Below are 17,624 nucleotides of genomic sequence, written 5' to 3'. Positions count from 1 at the left end.
GTGACAGAAATCCTGCGTAGAACCAGGCGCCGCTCAATGAAACGCGCCGGTTGATAACGGGTTTATATGGAATATAAATTTCAATAACAAGCACACGGGAAAATAAAGTTCATATTCGTGATGACGTTCATGAAACCTTGACGGGATGATGCAACGGAGAAAGTCCGGACACGGCAGTGTCGTATCCGGACGAGATAAAATGAACCATTTATTTCATATCACGGTAAACCGTTGGCGCCGTGCCGCACGTAGCCGGGACGTTGCAGCAGGCGCTGCTGATAGTCCGCCAGCGCCGCATAATGCGGCCGCTCGAACGGCGTCATCAACCAACGGTTCAGCGACAACCCCAGCACCACGTCCGCCAACGTAAAAACGGCGCCGGCGGCGTAAGGGCCGCGCTGCGCCAGATGTGCGTCCAACAAGCCCATCAGCCGGTTCCATTCGCACTCGGCGGCGGCCAGGCTGGCGGCATCCTGATAATCCGCATGCCCGCGCACCCGCGACATGAACACATAGCGCCAGGCACCGTTTAGATCGGTGGCCTGCCAATCCATCCACATCTCTACCGCCGCCCGCGCGCCGGGTGCCTGCGGCAGCAGATCTTGCCGTACTTCCCGCCCCGCCAGATAGCGGCAAATGGTGTTCGACTCCCACAGCACTCGGGCGCCGTCGATCAGCACCGGCACCAGGCCGTTGGGATTGAGCGCCAAAAACTCGGGTTCCTGCGTGGAGCGAAAGCCGCTGCCCCACTCCTCCCGTTCCAGCGGCAGCGCCAGCTCATGGCAGGTCCACAACACCTTGCGCACGTTGATCGATGAAGCCTTACCCAATAATTTCAGCATCCGCTTTCCTCACCCTCTCCAGAAAGGCTTATCCCCTTCGCGGCGCGCATCCGCTCGCGTCAGGCCGATATCCGCCAGTTGCCTGTCGTTCAGCAGCAGCAACTCTCTTCGCGTCCGCTGGCGCAGTTGATACAAACGCCAGCGGGATAGCCATGTTCGCCGCGGCATGGCGGCTTTTACGATAGACAAGACGGTCATCATGTTCTCCTGGGCAACTGACTCTGCCGTCATGATGCTGTGCGAGAAAAAAACAATACAGATTCACGTCAGCGTTATTTTTTTCATACAGCCATACCCAAAAACAGGCTGAATGCTTTACTTTGAAAGCATCTGTACCGGTTTTTACGGCATTCAACTCAACGAGAGGCATCTGTATGACACGCTATGCCGCCCTGGCCGCCATTCTTAGCCAGCGCATCCAGCAAGGACTGTATCCGGCCGGCGACCGCCTGCCTTCGGTGCGCACGCTGAGCCAGGAGCACGGCGTCAGCATCAGTACGGTGCAACAAGCCTATCGGCTGCTGGAGGAACAGCGCCTGGTGGAAGCGCGGCCGAAGTCGGGTTACTTCGTGCACGCGCGCCGCGCGCAGGCCGAGCTGCCCGCCATGACGGCGCCGGTGCAGAGGCCGGTGGATATTTCACAATGGGAACAGGTGCTGGAGCTGGTGCGCAGCCGGCCGCGCGAAGGCCTGATTCAGCTGGGCCGCGGCATGCCGGATATCGCCGAACCGACGATGAAACCGCTGATCGTCGCCCTGCGCAACGCCGCCCGCCACGGCGATTTGCGCAGCCTGTATTACGACAGCATTCAGGGCGTGGCCGCGCTGCGCGAACAGGTCGCTCGCCTGCTGCTGGATTCGGGCTGCCAAATCGGCCCCGATCAGCTGCTGATCACCACCGGCTGCCAGGAAGCGATCTCCGCCGGGCTGCGCGCCGTTTGCCAACCCGGCGACATCGTGGCGGTCGACTCGCCCTGTTTCCACGGCACCATGCAGACACTCAAAGGCCTGGGCATCAAGGCGCTGGAAATCCCCACCGATCCGCTCAGCGGCGTCAGCCTGGCAGCGCTGGAAATGGCGCTGGAGCAGTGGCCGGTCAAGGCTATCCTGCTGACGCCCAACTGCAACAACCCGCTGGGCTACATCATGCCCGACGCCCACAAACAGCGGTTGCTGACGCTGGCGCAGCGCCACGACGCGGCGATCATCGAGGATGACGTTTACGGCGACATCGCCTATCACTACCCACGGCCGCGCACCATCAAGTCGTTCGACGAAGATGGCCGCGTGCTGCTGTGCAGCTCGTTTTCCAAAACGCTGGCGCCGGGGCTGCGCGTGGGCTGGATCGCGCCCGGCCGCTACCTGGAGCGGGTGCTGCATATGAAATTCATCGGCTCCGGCGCCACCGCCACCCAGCCGCAGCTGGCGATCGCCGAGTTTATTCGCGGCGGGCACTATCTGCAGCACCTGCGGCGCATGCGCGCCCGTTACCGGCAGAACCGCGATCGGATGACCGATCTGATCCTGAAATACTTCCCGGCAGGCACCCGCGTCAGCCGCCCGCGCGGCGGCTTTATGCTGTGGATCGAGCTGGATGAGGCGTTCGACACCCTGCGCCTCAACCGTCATCTCGAGCAGCAGGGCGTGCAGATCGCCGTCGGCAGCATCTTTTCCGCCGCCGGCAAATACCGCAACTGCCTGCGCATCAACTATGCGCCGGCGCTGACGCCGGAGATAGAGCAAGCGGTGCAGAAGGTCGGCGCCACCATCCAGGCGCTGATGCCGGCCGACAGTTTGGCGCAATCGGATTAAATCTTGACGCGATCGGATTATCGCTGTGCGGCCCGGCGCTCTAAAGTGGCATCACACCCACTCGCAATCAGGAAGGTCATGATGTCTCAGTCACAGGTATGGTTAATCACCGGCAGCTCCCGCGGCCTGGGCCAACAGCTGGCGCAGGCGGTGCTGGCCGCCGGACACCGTCTGATCGCCACCGCCCGTCAGGCGCAACAGCTGCAGCCGCTGGTGGAACGCTACGGCGATCGGGTCGCTACGGTCGCGCTCGACGTCACCGACGCCAGGGCCGCCGAACGCGCGGTGCGCACGGCGATCGAACGCTTCGGCCGGCTGGACGTGCTGGTCAACAACGCCGGTTACGGCAATATCGCGCCGATAGAAGAAGCCGATGAGGCGGACTTCCGCGCGCAGCTCGAGACCAACTTTTTCGGCGTGTTCAACGTCACCCGCGCGGCGTTGCCGATATTGCGCCGGCAGGGCAGCGGCCATATCATCCAGATCGCCACCATCGGCGCTCGCCTCGGCATTGCCGGTCTCAGCGCCTACCATACCGCCAAGTGGGCGGTCGAAGGTTTCTCCGAATCGCTGGCCAAAGAGATCGCGCCGTTCGGCGTTAAGGTGACGATAGTCGAGCCCGGCGGCTTCCGCACCGATTGGGCCGGTTCTTCAATGACCATTGCGCCGATCGGCGAAGCCTATCAGCCGACGCTGGGTCCGATGCTGGCCTTCCTGCAGCAGCATAACGGCAGCCAAACCGGCGATCCGGCCAAGGCGGCGCAGGCGATCCTGCAGTTGGCGGCGCTGGAAGCCCCTCCGCTGCGCCTGCTGCTCGGCAGCGACGCGGTGCATATGGCAGCGCAGATCCTGGCCGAACGTCAGGCGGAAGACACGGCATTCCGCGCTCTCAGCCTGAGCACCGACCACGACGACAGCTCACCGGATCACGCCGCGATGGCGGCGGTGGTGACGGGAAAACCCTAAGGAGCCCGCATTGAGCAGCGATCAAATTCCGGTCTCCAGCGCACTGGCGGTACGCCTGGCGGCGCTGGGCGTCGATATCGAGCAGCTCGGCCGATTGGCCGGGTTGCCCGCCGGGCTGTTCGGCGAACGGCGCGACAAGGTGAAACTCACCACGCAGCAATTTTTCTCCGTCTGGCGCACCCTGCCGCAGCTGAGCGACGACCCGGGTTTCGGTCTGCGCCTCGGCGGCGATGTGGCGCCGGAACACTATGACATCGCTTCGGTCGCCGCGCTGCATTCCGCGACGCTGGGCGAAGCGCTGCAAAAGATCGCGCGCTACAAACGGCTGGTCTGCCCGGAGGAGCTGATGCTGGTGGAAGACGGCGACAGCATGCGCCTGCACACTCGCTGGACCATGAGCGAAGGCCATGCGCCGGCGATGCTGATCGACGCCATGTTCGCCGCCATCACCACCCTGTGTCGACGCGGCACCGGCTTGCCCCTGCAGCCGCTGGCGATCGAATTGACCCGGCGAGCGGATGCCGCCTCCCCGCTGGCGCGCTATTTCGGTTGCCCGGTGGCATTCAACGCCCCGCTGGACGTGCTGGTGTTCGATCGCGCGTTGATGCGTCAACCCTTCGTCACCTATAACCAGGACATGCTGGCGGTGCTGCTGCCGGGGCTGGAGGCGGAGCTGGCCCGCTCTTTGGCGGAACACGATCTGCCGACGCAGGTGATGGCGATCCTCGGGCGCAGCATGCGCGGCCAACGCCCCAGCGTCAACAGCGTGGCCGCTGAGCTCTATCTCAGCCCGCGCACGCTGCAGCGCCGCCTGCAACAGCACGGCTACAGCTACCAGCAGCTGTTGGACAAAACCCGCCACCGCACCGCCTGTCGGCTGTTGGCGGACACCGATCTCGAGCCGGGAGAAATCGCCTTTGTACTGGGATTTGAAGAACTGAATTCGTTCAGCCGCGCGTTCATGCAGTGGGAGGCGCTGACGCCCAGCCGCTGGCGCACGCAGCGCGCCGTCGGCCAACGGGAGAACAGAACATGAAAGTGATTATTTTCGGCGCCAGCGGCATGGTGGGCCAGGGCGCACTGCGGGAATGCCTGCGCGATCCGCAGGTCAGCGAAGTACTCAGCATCGGCCGAAGCCCGTTGGCCCAGAGCCACGCCAAACTGCGTCAGCTCACCCTGCCCGACCTGCGCAACCTGTCTTCGCTGGAGCCGCAGCTCGCCGGCTACGACGCCTGTTTCTTCTGCCTGGGAACGTCGTCCGCCGGCCTGAGCGAGGCCGAGTATCGCGCGGTGACTTACGATCTGACGCTGGCCGCCGCCCGCCCGTTGGCGATGCTGAACCCGACGATGGTCTTTATTTACGTCTCCGGCCTCGGCACCGACAGCAGCGAACGCGGCCGCAGCATGTGGGCCAGGGTCAAGGGCGCTACCGAAAACGCCTTGCTGACGCTGCCGTTCCACGCGGTGATGTTCCGCCCTGGCGCCATTGTGCCGCTGCACGGCATTCGCTCCAAAACCCGCCTCTACGATCTGGCCTATCGGCTGTTCAAACCGCTGTGGCTCGGCGCTTTGCGGCTGCTTCCCGCTCAGGTGACCACCACCGAGCGGGTTGGGCTGGCGATGCTGGCGGTGGCGCGCCGGGAAACCGACTTACGCATCCTGGAGCCGGCGCAGATCAACCGAGTGGCGGCGTCCTGAAACAACGGGGTTAACCGCCCTGCCGCCAATACTCCGCCACCCGGCGGCGCAGATGTTCGATACCCTGCGGATGGTGAATAAACTGCTCCACCGGCATCATCCGCCAACGCTGCCCCTCGTCGCCAAAGCGAATCGCGGCGATCTGCGCCGGAGTGATCATCCCGGCCATAAACCAGGTCGGCAAACCGCCGGGCGAAATGCCGTCGTAGCGCCGCCGCCAGACGATCTGCCGTTCGGCGATCGATACGCCGAACTCTTCCCGCGTCTCCCGCTGCACGCACTGCAGCGACGTTTCGCCGTTTTCCCGCCCGCCGCCGGGCAGATCCCACAGGCCGGGCCACGGAATACCCGGCTTATCGTCCCGTTGGTAAACCAGCAGAAAACCGTCGCACAGCAGCGCGATCTTGGCTCCGCCAAACGCCCGTTCCGTCATGTTTTCTCCTCACCCCGTCCATCCCCTGTCACTGAACATCATACTTCATCCCCGCGCGGCCTGGTGTATAGTGAAAACCCGTTTTCACAACAGGCGAACAATGACGATGAACTCTCCGTTTCTGGTGACTCCCCAATGGCTTGCGCAACATATCAACGATGAAAATCTGGTCGTTCTCGACGTGCGAATGTCGCCGGTCGGGCTGACGCCGAAAAAAGACATGCTTGCCGAGTTCGAACGCGGCCATATCCCCGGCGCGGTCTACTTCGATATCGACGAGGTGGCGGACAAGAACACCACGCTGCCGCACATGTTGCCAACGGCGGCGGAATTCGGCGCAGCGGCGGGCAAGCTGGGCATCAGCGAGCGCGACACCCTGGTGATTTACGACGAAGGCAACCAGTTTTCCGCGCCGCGTGGCTGGTGGACTTTCCGCAATTTCGGCGCCCAGCGCGTTTACGTGCTGGACGAAGGGCTTAACGGCTGGACCGCGCTGGGGCAAGCGCTGGAAACCGGCCCGGCGCAGCCTGAGCCGCAGACCTTCAACGCCCGCTTCAACGCCGAAGCGGTGGTGGATATGCGGCAAGTGGAGCAGGCGTTAGGCACGCCGGTGCAAATTCTCGACGCGCGCGCCGCGCCGCGCTTTTATGCCGAAGCGCCAGAGCCGCGCCCCGGCCTGCATCGCGGCCACATTCCCGGCAGCATCAACATTCCGTACGGCGAGCTGCTGGAGAACGGCCGTTTCAAATCGCTGGCAGCGCTGCGCCAAACCTTCAGCGACAAAGGCGTGGACATCAACGGCCCGATCATCACCAGTTGCGGCTCCGGCGTAACGGCGGCGGTGCTGGCGTTCGGCCTGCTGTCGCTCGGCGCCCCGCAGGTCAAACTGTATGACGGCGCCTGGAGCGAATGGGGCCAACTGAGCGGCAAGCAGCCGATCGCCAAAGATTAAGATTCGATCCGCTCTACCACGATCTGCGCCAGCCGCTGCACGGCGGCAGAAGGCTGATCCTCGGCGCGGTGCAGCACCACGCCGAGCTGGCCCAGAGCGGGCAGCAAATCGGGCGCCAGCGGCGTCAGGCCGGGCGGCAAACCGGCAGCCGCCCGCACCGTGACGCCCAACCCGGCGTTCACCGCCGCCCACACGCCGTTCAGGCTGCGGCTGGTAAAGGCGATGCGCCAGGGGATGCCGGCGCGATCCAGCGCCTGCGTCGCCGCGCTGCGCATCAGGCAGGGCGCGTCGAACATCACCAGCGGCAGCGGCTCATCCCCTTCTCGCCAGGGCGCCAGCGCGAAGCCGGGCGAGGCGATCCAGTGCAGTTGCCGCCGGCCCAGCGCCTGATGAAACGGCGTGCTCAAACCGCCATCCCACGCCAGCGACAGATCCAGTTGGCCTTTCAGCACCCAGTCGATCAACTCGGCATTGCGGGCGATGCGCGCCTCGATACGCACCTTCGGATTGGCGCGCGCGAAGCTGCCCAACACTTGCGGCAGAAACGTCTCGCCGAAATCCTCCTGCAGCCCCAGCCGCACCGTGCCCTGCAGATCCAATCCTCGCACCGCGGCGGCGGCCTCATCATTCAGCTCCAGCAGACGGCGCGCGTAACCGAGCAGGGTCTCCCCCGCCTCAGTCATCACCATGCCGCGTCCGGCCTTGCGCAGGATCGGCGCGCCGACCTGCTGCTCCAGCTTTTTCAGGTGGGCGCTGACCGCCGACGTCGAACGCCCCAGCCGTTCCGCCGCCTTGGCGAAGCTGCCCAGCTCGACGCCGGTGACGAAGCTGCGTAAATCCTCGAGATCGAAGGTAATTCGTCCCATGCTGACCGTCCTGATTTTCTGAACCATCAATCAAAATAATACCGATTTTACTGATAAAGATGGCGTGTCACGCTCTCCGGGTCAATGTCTTTCAGGAGAATCCTTATGCTCGCGATGCAATACCGTTTCACCCTGCCCGCCGACTACGATATGGCGATCGTTCGCCGCCGCATTGCCGATTTCGGCCACCTGCTCGACGCCTGCCCGCAGCTGATCGTCAAAGCCTATCTGTACGCGCAGCGCAGCGAAGGCAGCGCCGAGAATCTCTACGCTCCTTTTTATCTGTGGAACAGCAGCGCCGGCATGAGCGACTTCCTGGCCGGCGAAGGCTTCAGGGGCCTCAGCCAGGCGTTCGGCTGGCCGCGCGTCAGCCACTGGCTGCCGTGGCTGACGCATTTCGATCGCCTTCATCTGGCCGAGGCCGCTTGGGCGACCCGTCAGGAACAGGCCATCGCCCCCTACAGCGATCTGCCTGCATTGCGTCGCCAACAGCAGGCGGCCTCCGGCGCGCTGGCCTCCATCGTGGCGTTCGATCCCGCCGAGTGGCGGTTAGTACGGCTGGATATCTGGCGTGAAGCGCCGCAGGCGCGGCCGCAAAACAGCCAGCTGTTCCGCGTCGGCCATCTGTCCGCTCCCTTTGACCACACTGCGCCGCGGGTTGACAGTTAAATCTGATATTGATAATCATTATCAATACTAAACACTCATTTGCGGTTCGCGGGATGCGGGCCGCTCTCCGGGGTCAACCGTCATGTCGTCATCACCGATCACACCTTACGCCACCGCCTGCTGCATCGTGGGAGGCGGCCCCGCCGGGCTGATGCTCGGCTATCTGCTGGCGCGGGCGGGGATCGACGTGACGGTGCTGGAGAAGCACGCCGACTTCCTGCGCGATTTTCGCGGTGACACCATTCATCCCTCGACGCTGGAAGTCATGCATCAGCTGGGCCTGCTCGATGAACTGCTGACGCTGCCGCACCAGCGCGCGGAATCCCTGCACGCCGAAGTCGCCGGGCGCGACATCAAGCTGGCGGATTTCACCCGCCTGCCGACGCGCTGCAAATTTATCGCCTTTATGCCGCAGTGGGAGTTCCTCAATTTTTTGGCACAGCAGGCCGCCGCTTTTCCCAATTTCAGATTGTTGACCTCAACGCAGGTTCATGAGCTGCTGTATGACCGCGGCCAGGTATGCGGCGTACTGGCCGACACGCCGGAAGGCCCGATCCGCGTGCGCAGCCAGTTGGTGATCGGCACCGACGGCCGCAACTCGGTGGTGCGTGAGCAGGCGGCGCTCAGCAGCCGATCCTTCGGTGCCCCGCGCGACGTCTTGTGGATGAAGCTCAGCAAGCAGCCGGGCGATCCGGCCTGGTCAATGGGCCACACCGGGCCAAAGCAGAACTTCATCATGATCGATCGCGGTGACTACTGGCAGTGCGGCTACTCGATCGACAAAGGCAGCTTCGACGCGATCCGCCGCAACGGGCTGGAGAAATTTTTGCTGCACCTCGCCGAGGTGGCGCCATTCCAGGACGATCGCCTGCAGGAGATCGTCGAGTGGGATCAGCTGAAACTGCTGAGCATCCGCATCGATCGTCTGGATCGCTGGGCCAAACCGGGCGTGCTGTGCATCGGCGACGCCGCGCACGCCATGTCACCGATCGGTGGCGTGGGCGTCAATCTGGCGATTCAGGACGCGGTAGCCGCCGCCAACGCCCTGATACCGCCGCTGCGCCAACATCGGCTGCAGCTGAAACATTTGCTGAGCGTGCAGCGCCGGCGTGAGTTCCCCACCCGGGCGATCCAGTTTTTGCAGATCAAAATGAGCCAGCGCAAGCCGGGTCAGCGTCGCGCCGCCGGCGGTTCGCGCCTGATCGCTCGCGTCGGCAACAGCCGTTGGCTGCCACGCCTGTTCGGTCGCATCATCGGCCTGGGCTTTCGCCGCGAAACGCCGCGGCATCTGTCCAACGAAACCAACCCGCCGGAATAACATTGGTGATTTTTTCATCGCGCCGTATAATGGTTAAATCGAACGATTTAATTAACTGGAGCGATTAAATGTACGCACTCAGCGCGAACGAGGCGAAAACCCAATTCGGCGATTTGCTGCTCAAGGCGCAGCGTGAACCGGTGCAAATCAATCGCAACGGCAAACCGGTCGCCGTCGTCATGTCGGTAGAAGACTACCAGGCGCTGGAAGATCTCAAATTACGCGTACTGCAGCAAAAAATCGCGCAGGCTACCGCCGAGGAAGACGCCGGTAAGGCGGTAGACGGCGATGCCTTCTTCAACCGTCTGCTCACCGATGAAACCGACTGATATGCCCGCGTTTCGCCTCACCCCGCAGGCGCAACAAGATCTGCTGGCTATTCGCCATTTCACCATCGAGCATTGGGGCCAAGCGCAATCTCGCCGCTATCTTGAGCAGTTGAGGGAGGTCATGCATCATCTGGCGGATATGCCGGAAGCGGGTAAGGCCCACTTTCACGATCTGGGCGAAGAGATACGCAGTTTTCCTTACGCCAGCCATAGGATCTACTACCGCAGCCGCCCTGCCGGCATCACCGTTCTTGCCATTCTGCATCAGGCGATGGTGCCCCACCGGCATCTGGAACAACGGCTGTAATTCTTCTTACTCAAAGGGGCACAGATGTTCACCGTCCGTCAGGCATTGGTAGAAGATTTAACCCAGGTGCGCGATATCGGCATCAGCACCTATCGTTCGCACTTCGGTGAGCTGTGGCACTACCCGCACGAGCTGGAGGCCTTTCTGGCCGAGGATTTTTCCGTCTCCGCGCTGGAACGGACGCTGCGCGATCCCGACGTGTGCTGGCTGTTGGCCTATGAGAATGATGCCCTCGTCGGCTATGCGCGGGTGAACTTCGACAGCCTGCTGGCACCAACCGAACAAATCGGCGCAGAGCTGCAGAAAATCTATTTCCTGCCGGGCCACGCCGGCAACGGCTATGGCCAGCGCCTGTTCGAACAGGTGCAGCGGCGGGCCATCGAGCGCCGGCAAAAAACGCTGTGGCTGGAGGTGCTGCAACGCAACACCGGCGCCCAACGTTTTTATCAGCGTCAGGGATTGAGCATTTGTGGCGAGACCTGCTACACCAGCGCCCAAGGCTCGATAGGCATCTGGTATATGAGCAAGGCGCTGTAACCGCGCCCCGCTCCGCCGCCGTTTAGCGCGGCTCCCGCTGCAGCATCAGGAACAGCAAGGCAAACGCATTGGGCGCCAGGTAGATCAGCGCCCCCAGTTGCACCGCCAGCGGGTTCTCTTTGGCCTGCCAGGCCATAAACCAGTCGCCAGCGACCACCATAAAGCCGACGCCCCACACCGCGATCGCGCAAAGCGCCCCCAGCATCGCCCAGGCTTTACCCTTGGCGAAAGCGGCGTAAGGGTCTTTCAATCGCCCGACCATCAGCACCACGCCGGCCGTCGCCAGCAACCCGGCCAGCGTTTCCAGCGCGGTGATGACCGCCAACCCCAACATGCAGGCCCAGTCGGCGGTGACGGCGCGCCACATCAGCCCCGGCGTCTGATAGGTATCTTGCATGGCGAGCAGCGGCCCCACCGCATTGCGCGCGGTGCCGGCGAAGTCCGCCGTATTGTTCAACAGGCTGAACAGCCCCCACAGGGCCGGAAACAGGGACAGGACGATGCAAGCGAGGCGTGACACAGTGATTTCGTTCATGATGATGTTAGCTATCCATGGCAAGGGATTAATAAAAAACGCCTTTTAGATTAGTCCATAACATCCGCAAGGAGAAACAGCTGCACGACTTTCAGACATGCGGCTCCCTTTGCCTCGTTCAAATCGCCACCAGCCCACGTACGCCGTCCTGTTCCATATTGCTGCCGGCGCCGCGCTGCACGATGCTGCCGCGCGACATCACCAGATAGCTGTCCGCCAGATCGGCGGCAAAGTCATAGAACTGTTCCACCAGCAGGATCGCCATATCGCCGCGCGCCGCCAGCTGCTTGATCACCGCACCGATCTCCTTGATCACCGACGGTTGGATCCCTTCCGTCGGCTCGTCGAGGATCAACAGCTGCGGCCGGCAGGCCAGCGCCCGGCCGATCGCCAGCTGCTGTTGCTGCCCGCCGGAGAGATCGCCGCCGCGCCGATCCTTCATCTGCCTCAGTACCGGAAACAGATCATAGATCGGATCCGGCACCGTGCGCGCGGCGCCGCCGGAGAAGCGCGCCAGCCCCATCAGCAGATTTTCTTCCACCGTCAGACGCGGGAAGATTTCCCGCCCCTGCGGCACATAGGCGATGCCCGCCTGCACCCGCTGGTGCGGCTTTTTACCGGTGATGGTTTCGCCCTGCCAACGGACGCTGCCGCTGCGCGCCGGGATCAGCCCCATCAGGCATTTCAGCAGCGTGGTCTTGCCCACGCCGTTGCGCCCCAGCAGGCAGGTCACTTCGCCGATGCGCGCCTCAAACGACAGGCCGCGCAGAATGTGGCTGCCGCCGTAATACTGATTCAATTCCTCTACCTGCAGCATGATTACGCCTCCTCAGCGCCCCAGATATACCTCAATCACCCGTTCATCGGCCTGCACCTGCGCCAGCGATCCTTCCGCCAGCACCTGTCCCTGATGCAGCACCGTCACGCGATCGGCGATGGTCTCCACAAACCCCATGTCGTGCTCCACCACCATCAGCGAATGCTTGCCCGCCAGCTCGCGGAACAGTTCGGCGGTGTAGTCGGTTTCGGCGTCGGTCATGCCGGCCGCCGGTTCGTCGAGCAGCAGCAGGTGCGGCTCCTGTACCAGCAGCATGCCGATCTCGAGAAACTGTTTCTGCCCGTGGGACAGCAACCCGGCGGGCCGGTGGCGCTCATGCCCCAGCCGCAGGGTTTTCAGCATCTCGTCGATGCGGTCGCGCTGCTCGCTGCTCAGGCGGGCGCGCAGGCAGGCCCACACCGACTTACGGGTTTTCTGCGCGATCTCCAGGTTTTCGAACACCGTCAGCGCCTCGAACACCGTCGGCTTTTGAAACTTGCGGCCAATGCCGGCGTGGGCGATCTGCATCGGTGCCAGCCGGGTCAGATCGACGGTCTGGTCGTAAAACACCCTGCCGCTGTCCGGCCGGGTCTTGCCGGTGATCACATCCATCAGCGTAGTCTTGCCGGCCCCGTTGGGGCCGATCACGCAGCGCAGTTCGCCGACGCCAATGCGCAGCGACAGATCGGTCAGCGCGCGAAAACCGTCGAAGCTGACGTTGATGTTGTCGAGCTGCAGCACCGGATCGGTTTGCTGCCGATATTTATCCGCCGGTAGCGGATGGGTAAATAGCTCGTCGGTCACTTGCATCGCCTTCATGAGCTTTTCCTCCGCCGCAGCAGGCCGATCACCCCTTTGGGCAGAAACAGCGTAACGACGATAAACATCAGGCCGAGGAACAGCTGCCAGTATTCGGGAATGGCCATGGTGAACCAGCTCTTGGCGCCGTTGACGATGCCGGCGCCGAGCAGCGGCCCCACCAGCGTGCCGCGCCCGCCAAGCGCCACCCAGATGGCGGCCTCGATCGAGTTGGTCGGCGACATTTCGCCAGGGTTGATGATGCCGACCTGCGGCACATAGAGCGCGCCGGCCAGCCCGCACAGCACCGCCGACAGCGTCCAGACGAACAGCTTGAAGCCCTTCGGATCGTAGCCGCAGAAAGTCAGGCGGTTTTCCGCATCGCGCACCGCAGTCAGCACCCGGCCGAACTTGCTGCGCGCCAGCGCAAAGCCGATGGCCAGGCTGGCGACCAGCAGCAGCACCGTCGCCAGAAACAGCGCCACCCGCGTGCCGGCGGCGGTGATGGGAAAGCCGAGCAGCGTGGTGAAACCGGTAAAGCCGTTATTGCCGCCGAAACCGGTCTCATTGCGAAAGAACAGCAGCATGCCGGCATAGGTCAGCGCCTGGGTCATGATCGAGAAATACACCCCTTTGATTTTCGAGCGGAAGGCGAAGTAGCCGAACAGAAAGGCCAGCAGGCCCGGCACCAGCACGATCAGACACAGCGCCCAGGCGAAATGCTGGGTGCCGCTCCAGAACCACGGCAGCTCAGTCCAGGAGAGGAACGCCATAAACGCCGGCAGCCCGTCGCCCGCCGCCTGCCGCATCAGGTACATGCCCATGGCGTAGCCGCCGAGCGCGAAGAACAGCCCGTGGCCGAGCGACAACAGCCCGGCATAGCCCCACACCAGATCGAGCGCCACCGCCACCACCGCGTAGCACAGGATCTTGCCCGTCAGCGTCAGGGTATAGGTGGACACTGCCAGCGGATGATCCGCCGGCAACAGCGTCATGAACGGCATGACCAGCAGCGCCAGCAACGCCAGCGCGCCGATGCTCAACGCCAGCCGGGGCGCTTTCTGCACGCCGGTTACGGTCAATGGTTGGCTCATCAGTCAATCACCCTGCCCTTAAGGGCGAATAGCCCCTGCGGACGCTTTTGAATAAACAGAACGATCAGCACCAGGATCAGGATCTTGCCCAGCACGGCGCCGATCTGCGGCTCGAGGATCTTGTTGACGATGCCGAGGCCAAAGGCCGCCGCTACCGTCCCCGCCAGCTGGCCGACGCCGCCGAGCACCACCACCAGGAACGAATCGATGATGTAGCCTTGCCCCAGCTCCGGCCCGACGTTGCCCAGCTGCGACAGCGCCACCCCGCCGAGCCCGGCGATGCCGGATCCCAACCCGAAAGCCAGCATGTCCACCCGCCCGGTGGGCACACCGCAGCAGGCGGCCATCGCGCGGTTTTGCGTCACCGCGCGCACGTTCATGCCGAGGCGGGTCTTGTTCAAGAGCAGCCAGGTCAACGCCAGCACCAAGAGCACGAACGCGATCACCGCGATGCGGTTCCACGGCAGCACCAGGTTCGGCAACAGCTGCACGCCGCCCGACAGCCACGCCGGGTTGGCGACCTCGACGTTCTGCGCGCCGAACAGCACCCGCACCAGCTGGATCAGCACCAGGCTGATGCCCCAGGTAGCCAGCAGGGTTTCCAGCGGCCGGCCGTACAGGTGGCGGATCACCGTGCGCTCCAGCAGCATGCCGATCCCGGCGGTGATGGCGAACGCCACCGGCAGCGCCGCCAGCGGATAAAGCGCCAGCCACTGCGGCACCCACTGCTGAAACAGCCCCTGCACCAGGTAAGCGGAATAGGCGCCGAGCATCAGCATTTCACCGTGCGCCATATTGATGACGCCGAGCAGGCCGTAGGTGATCGCCAGGCCGAGCGCCGCCAGCAGCAGGATCGAACCGAGCGACAGGCCGCTGAACGCCTGGCCGAGCAGATCGCCGATCATCAGACGGTGCTGCACGCGCTGCAGGCTGCGTTGCGCCTCGGCGCGCACCGCGGCGTCCGGTTCGTGGGCAGCATCGGTCAACGCTTGCAGCCGCGCGCGGGTTTCCGGCTCGCCCGATTCGCCCAGCAGCCGCACCGCATTGAAACGCACCTGCGGGCTGGCGTCGGTCAATTGCAGGTTGGCCAGCGCAATGCTCAGCGCGTCGTGCACCTGCGGGTCTTTCTCCTGCGCCAGCCGCCGGGTCAACAGCGGCAACTGCTCGCCCTGCGCCTCACGCTGCAGCGCGGTCGCCGCCTGCAGCCGCACCGCCGCATCCGCGCTGACCAATCGCTGCGCCGACAACGCGTTGGCGATCAGAATGCGCAGCCGGTTGTTCAGCCATACCTTCTTCGGTTCGCCAACCGGAGCCGCCGCACCTTCGAGCGGCAGATAGCGGTCGCCCTGGCGGATAAAGGCGCGCTTCGCCCCGTCGATCGCCACGGTTTCCTGCTGCAGCCCCTGCAGCAACGGCAGGCGCGCGGCGTCCGGCTCGGCCGCCCACGCCTGCAGCAGTTTGGCCTGCTGTGCACGGTTGGCCGCCGCGAACTCATCGGCCGGCCCGGCCTGCGCCAGCAGGGGCCAGGCGCACAGCAGCCACAGCCCGGCGCGCAGAGAGGATAAAAACGGAGATTGCATCAGCTGCCTCTTCTGTTGGGCCGGCGGGCGTTGGGCCGCGCCGGCGCTGAGTGACGTTACTTGCCGCCTTTCACCGGGTAATCCGGTTTTTTGTCGTTGCCGGCGATATACGGGCTCCACGGCTGCGCGCGCACCGGTGCCTCGGTCTGCCACACCACGTTGAACTGGCCGTTGCCCTCGATCTCGCCGATCATCACCGGCTTGTGCAGGTGATGGTTGGTTTTGTCCATGGTCAGCGTGAATCCCGACGGCGCGGCGAAGGTTTGCCCAGCCATCGCCGCGCGCACCTTATCGACGTCGGTGGTGCCGGCCTTTTGCACCGCCTGCGCCCACATATGCAGGCCGACGTAAGTGGCCTCCATCGGGTCGTTGGTCACCGCAGTGGCGTAATTCGGCAGGTTGTGCGCCTTGGCGTAGGCTTTCCACTGGCTGACAAACTGTTTATTGGTCGGGTTATCCAGCGATTCGAAGTAGTTCCAGGCCGCCAGGTTGCCCACCAGCGGTTTGGTGTCGATACCACGAAGCTCTTCCTCGCCGACCGAGAAGGCGATCACCGGCACGTCGGTGGCCTTGACGCCCTGGTTGGCCAGCTCTTTGTAGAACGGCACGTTGGAATCGCCGTTGATGGTGGAGATCACCGCGGTGTTGCCGCCGGCGGCGAATTTCTTGATGTTGGCGACGATGGTCTGATAATCGCTGTAGCCGAACGGCGTGTAGACCTCTTCGATATCCTTGTCCTGCACCCCCTTGCTGTGCAGGAAAGCGCGCAGGATCTTGTTGGTGGTGCGCGGATAGACGTAATCAGTGCCCAACAGGAAGAAGCGTTTGGCGCCGCCGCCGTCCTCGCTCAGCAGGTATTCCACCGCCGGGATCGCCTGCTGATTCGGCGCCGCGCCGGTGTAGAACACGTTCGGCGACATCTCTTCACCTTCGTACTGCACCGGGTAGAACAGCAGCCCGTTCAGCTCCTCAAACACCGGCAGCACCGACTTGCGCGACACCGAAGTCCAGCAGCCGAACACCGCCGCCACCTTGTCCTGGCTCAGCAGCTGGCGCGCCTTTTCGGCGAACAGCGGCCAGTTGGAAGCCGGATCCACCACCACCGGCTCCAGCTTTTTGCCGAGCACCCCGCCTTTGGCGTTGATCTCGTCGATGGTCATCAGCGCCACATCCTTCAGCGGCGTCTCGGAAATCGCCATGGTGCCGGAGAGCGAACTCAGAATGCCGACCTTGATGGTGTCGGCGGCCTGTGCGCTCCAGGCCAGGCCCAGGCCGATCGCGGCGGCGGACAGCGCAAAAGCTTTGATAAAACGACGACGTTGCATAGTTCAAACTCCTGATGTGTGTGAAATCAAAATCGTTACGCCGAGCGCGCAGGCTGCTGAGCCCGCGCCTGGTGCAACATGTGCAGCGTTATTTTTCGTACCTCTGCCTTGCTGACGGCGATATGCTCGCCGAGCAGCGTTTGCGCCTCCCTGCTTCGCCGCTGCAGGATCGCCTGCAAAATGGCGGCGTGTTCGCGGTAGGTGGCGTCCACCCGCGCCTGCTGGGTGAAATCCAGCCGGCGAATGATGCGGATCTTTTCGGTAAGTTCGCGGTGAATGCGCGCCATTTCGCCGTTGCCCGCCGCGGCCACCAACGCCTGATGAAACTGCTCATCGTGCTGCGACACCACCTTGCCGTCCGCCAGTCGCGGCGCTTCGGCCCAAAAATGGCTCAGCGCCGCCAGCGCGCCCTGCGTTTCCCCGGCCGGGCGTTCGCACAGCCGTTTCACCGCCTCTTGTTCCAGCACGATGCGCAGATCGTACAGCTCTTCGAAGTAGGCGAAGTCGAACGGCCGCACCTGCCAGCCGCTGCGAAACAGCACCTCGACATAGCCTTCACGCTCCAGCCGAAACAGCGCCTGGCGCACCGGCGTGCGGCTGGCCGCCATGCGCTGCGCCACCTCGCTTTCGCTGAAGCGATCGCCCGGCAGCAGACGAAACTCGAAGATGTCGGCCTTGAGCTGCAGATAAATGCGCTCCGCCAGCCCCTCCGGGCGCGCCTTGTGCTCTCCGTTGGTGATTTGCATC

At 63.7% G+C, this 17,624-nt stretch carries 21 protein-coding genes; 10 read left to right on the top strand and 11 right to left on the bottom strand.

Annotated features, from left to right (window positions below; all coding sequences use genetic code 11):
- Nucleotides 1-218 precede the first annotated feature (218 nt).
- Together GKN89_RS08325 and GKN89_RS08320 are read right to left on the bottom strand one after the other, a co-directional pair.
- Nucleotides 219-842, bottom strand: a complete 624-nt coding sequence (locus tag GKN89_RS08325) for a glutathione S-transferase family protein (RefSeq protein WP_154746763.1) — start codon at nucleotides 840-842, stop codon at nucleotides 219-221.
- Nucleotides 843-851: 9 nt separating this feature from the next.
- The gene (locus GKN89_RS08320; RefSeq protein WP_019454672.1) at nucleotides 852-1,040 is read right to left on the bottom strand and encodes a DUF1127 domain-containing protein; all 189 of its coding nucleotides are present in this window, start codon (nucleotides 1,038-1,040) and stop codon (nucleotides 852-854) included.
- A gap of 176 nt (nucleotides 1,041-1,216) precedes the next feature.
- Here GKN89_RS08320 and GKN89_RS08315 point away from each other — a divergent pair, with 176 nt between their 5' ends.
- The 4 genes from GKN89_RS08315 (at nucleotide 1,217) to GKN89_RS08300 (ending at nucleotide 5,317) form a co-directional block, all read left to right on the top strand.
- Nucleotides 1,217-2,653: a PLP-dependent aminotransferase family protein gene (locus tag GKN89_RS08315; protein ID WP_019454673.1), complete on the top strand. Its 1,437-nt coding sequence runs from the start codon at nucleotides 1,217-1,219 to the stop codon at nucleotides 2,651-2,653.
- An 81-nt stretch (nucleotides 2,654-2,734) separates the two neighbouring features.
- Entirely contained in the window at nucleotides 2,735-3,619 is an 885-nt protein-coding gene (locus GKN89_RS08310) for an oxidoreductase (RefSeq protein ID WP_154746762.1), read from the top strand.
- A 10-nt stretch (nucleotides 3,620-3,629) separates the two neighbouring features.
- Nucleotides 3,630-4,655, top strand: a complete 1,026-nt coding sequence (locus GKN89_RS08305; protein ID WP_019454675.1) for an AraC family transcriptional regulator — start codon at nucleotides 3,630-3,632, stop codon at nucleotides 4,653-4,655.
- Nucleotides 4,652-5,317, top strand: coding sequence for an epimerase (locus tag GKN89_RS08300; RefSeq protein WP_154746761.1), 666 nt, complete (start codon nucleotides 4,652-4,654; stop codon nucleotides 5,315-5,317). Before GKN89_RS08305 ends, GKN89_RS08300 begins: the two co-directional genes overlap by 4 nt.
- A 10-nt stretch (nucleotides 5,318-5,327) precedes the next feature.
- Here the strand turns inward: GKN89_RS08300 and GKN89_RS08295 are convergent, their stop codons facing one another.
- Complete coding sequence (locus tag GKN89_RS08295) at nucleotides 5,328-5,750, bottom strand: NUDIX hydrolase (protein WP_154746760.1); 423 nt, start codon at nucleotides 5,748-5,750, stop codon at nucleotides 5,328-5,330.
- A gap of 106 nt (nucleotides 5,751-5,856) precedes the next feature.
- Here GKN89_RS08295 and sseA point away from each other — a divergent pair, with 106 nt between their 5' ends.
- Nucleotides 5,857-6,702 (top strand): 3-mercaptopyruvate sulfurtransferase, encoded by an 846-nt coding sequence (gene sseA / locus GKN89_RS08290; RefSeq protein WP_074054759.1) that lies wholly within the window; start codon nucleotides 5,857-5,859, stop codon nucleotides 6,700-6,702.
- Here sseA and GKN89_RS08285 read toward each other — a convergent pair.
- Nucleotides 6,699-7,568, bottom strand: coding sequence for a LysR substrate-binding domain-containing protein (locus GKN89_RS08285; protein WP_154746759.1), 870 nt, complete (start codon nucleotides 7,566-7,568; stop codon nucleotides 6,699-6,701). The genes sseA and GKN89_RS08285 overlap by 4 nt on opposite strands.
- A gap of 105 nt (nucleotides 7,569-7,673) precedes the next feature.
- On the opposite strand from GKN89_RS08285, the gene GKN89_RS08280 reads away from it, so the two are divergent.
- From GKN89_RS08280 to GKN89_RS08260, 5 genes are all read left to right on the top strand, one after another.
- On the top strand, nucleotides 7,674-8,237 hold the full coding sequence (locus tag GKN89_RS08280) for a DUF4865 family protein (RefSeq protein WP_154746758.1): 564 nt from the start codon (nucleotides 7,674-7,676) through the stop codon (nucleotides 8,235-8,237).
- An 82-nt stretch (nucleotides 8,238-8,319) separates the two neighbouring features.
- A complete protein-coding gene (locus GKN89_RS08275) occupies nucleotides 8,320-9,555 on the top strand; it encodes an FAD-dependent oxidoreductase (protein WP_154746757.1) in 1,236 nt (411 codons plus the stop codon).
- A 68-nt stretch (nucleotides 9,556-9,623) separates the two neighbouring features.
- The gene (locus GKN89_RS08270) at nucleotides 9,624-9,884 is read left to right on the top strand and encodes a type II toxin-antitoxin system Phd/YefM family antitoxin (RefSeq protein WP_074054762.1); all 261 of its coding nucleotides are present in this window, start codon (nucleotides 9,624-9,626) and stop codon (nucleotides 9,882-9,884) included.
- A gap of 1 nt (nucleotide 9,885) precedes the next feature.
- The gene (locus GKN89_RS08265; RefSeq protein ID WP_072270879.1) at nucleotides 9,886-10,191 is read left to right on the top strand and encodes a type II toxin-antitoxin system RelE/ParE family toxin; all 306 of its coding nucleotides are present in this window, start codon (nucleotides 9,886-9,888) and stop codon (nucleotides 10,189-10,191) included.
- Nucleotides 10,192-10,215: 24 nt separating this feature from the next.
- A complete protein-coding gene (locus GKN89_RS08260) occupies nucleotides 10,216-10,728 on the top strand; it encodes a GNAT family N-acetyltransferase (protein ID WP_019454682.1) in 513 nt (170 codons plus the stop codon).
- Between the two features lie 22 nt (nucleotides 10,729-10,750).
- On the opposite strand, the gene GKN89_RS08255 is transcribed toward GKN89_RS08260, so the two are convergent.
- The 7 genes from GKN89_RS08255 to GKN89_RS08225 form a co-directional block, all read right to left on the bottom strand.
- Nucleotides 10,751-11,263, bottom strand: coding sequence for a DUF2165 family protein (locus GKN89_RS08255; protein WP_019454683.1), 513 nt, complete (start codon nucleotides 11,261-11,263; stop codon nucleotides 10,751-10,753).
- A 118-nt stretch (nucleotides 11,264-11,381) separates the two neighbouring features.
- Nucleotides 11,382-12,080, bottom strand: a complete 699-nt coding sequence (urtE, locus tag GKN89_RS08250; RefSeq protein ID WP_063918990.1) for an urea ABC transporter ATP-binding subunit UrtE — start codon at nucleotides 12,078-12,080, stop codon at nucleotides 11,382-11,384.
- 12 nt (nucleotides 12,081-12,092) lie between these two features.
- Nucleotides 12,093-12,899, bottom strand: coding sequence for an urea ABC transporter ATP-binding protein UrtD (urtD, locus tag GKN89_RS08245; RefSeq protein ID WP_019454685.1), 807 nt, complete (start codon nucleotides 12,897-12,899; stop codon nucleotides 12,093-12,095).
- Nucleotides 12,896-13,972, bottom strand: coding sequence for an urea ABC transporter permease subunit UrtC (gene urtC / locus GKN89_RS08240; protein WP_063918989.1), 1,077 nt, complete (start codon nucleotides 13,970-13,972; stop codon nucleotides 12,896-12,898). The genes urtD and urtC overlap by 4 nt, the downstream gene beginning before the upstream one ends.
- Nucleotides 13,972-15,552, bottom strand: coding sequence for an urea ABC transporter permease subunit UrtB (urtB, locus tag GKN89_RS08235; RefSeq protein ID WP_063918988.1), 1,581 nt, complete (start codon nucleotides 15,550-15,552; stop codon nucleotides 13,972-13,974). The genes urtC and urtB overlap by 1 nt, the downstream gene beginning before the upstream one ends.
- 56 nt (nucleotides 15,553-15,608) lie before the next feature.
- On the bottom strand, nucleotides 15,609-16,877 hold the full coding sequence (urtA, locus tag GKN89_RS08230) for an urea ABC transporter substrate-binding protein (RefSeq protein WP_019454688.1): 1,269 nt from the start codon (nucleotides 16,875-16,877) through the stop codon (nucleotides 15,609-15,611).
- 35 nt (nucleotides 16,878-16,912) lie between these two features.
- Nucleotides 16,913-17,623 (bottom strand): GntR family transcriptional regulator, encoded by a 711-nt coding sequence (locus GKN89_RS08225; protein WP_154746755.1) that lies wholly within the window; start codon nucleotides 17,621-17,623, stop codon nucleotides 16,913-16,915.
- Between the last annotated feature and the right edge of the window lies 1 nt (nucleotide 17,624).

Source organism: Serratia sp. YC16 (genome assembly GCF_009707615.1).
GTDB classification, from domain to species: Bacteria; Pseudomonadota; Gammaproteobacteria; order Enterobacterales; family Enterobacteriaceae; genus Serratia; species Serratia surfactantfaciens.
The sequence above is the reverse complement of the archived record's forward strand: the minus strand, read 5'-3'. Positions and strand labels throughout refer to the sequence as shown.